The organism is Actinomyces sp. HMSC075C01 (genome assembly GCF_001812965.1).
Taxonomy (GTDB): domain Bacteria; phylum Actinomycetota; class Actinomycetes; order Actinomycetales; family Actinomycetaceae; genus Actinomyces; species Actinomyces acetigenes.
Map to the genome: position 1 here is coordinate 1 of NZ_KV811012.1, position 405 is coordinate 405.

At 64.0% G+C, this 405-nt stretch carries 1 protein-coding gene; it reads left to right on the forward strand.

The window, feature by feature from the left end; all coding sequences use genetic code 11:
* Window positions 1-405 (forward strand): DDE-type integrase/transposase/recombinase (locus HMPREF2883_RS09675; protein ID WP_141759092.1); only part of this gene is annotated, 405 nt, incomplete at both ends.

Here is a 405-nt window from a genome sequence, read left to right on the forward strand (position 1 = left end):
ACCGGCGTATCCAGGTGGTCCTGGAGCGGCGTGGGGTCCGGGCGGACGGTTCCACGATCCGCTCCATCATGCGCGACCTGGGCCTGCAGGCCGCGCAGCCGCGGGCGAAGGTCCGAACCACCGTGCCGGCTAAGGACCTGGATGAGCGGCCCGACCTGCTCCGGCGGGACTTCACAGCAGATGAGCCCGGCAAGAAGCTGTGCGGAGACATCACCTATATCAGGACGTGGGCCGGGTTTATCTATCTAGCGACCGTTCTGGACTGCTGTACTAAGAAGGTGGTGGGGTATGCGATGGCCGACCACATGCACACCTCCCTGGTGTGCCAGGCCATTGACATGGCGGTACGAAGGTGCCCGATCAAGAAGGGCGTGACGATCTTTCACTCCGACAGGGGGAGCCAGT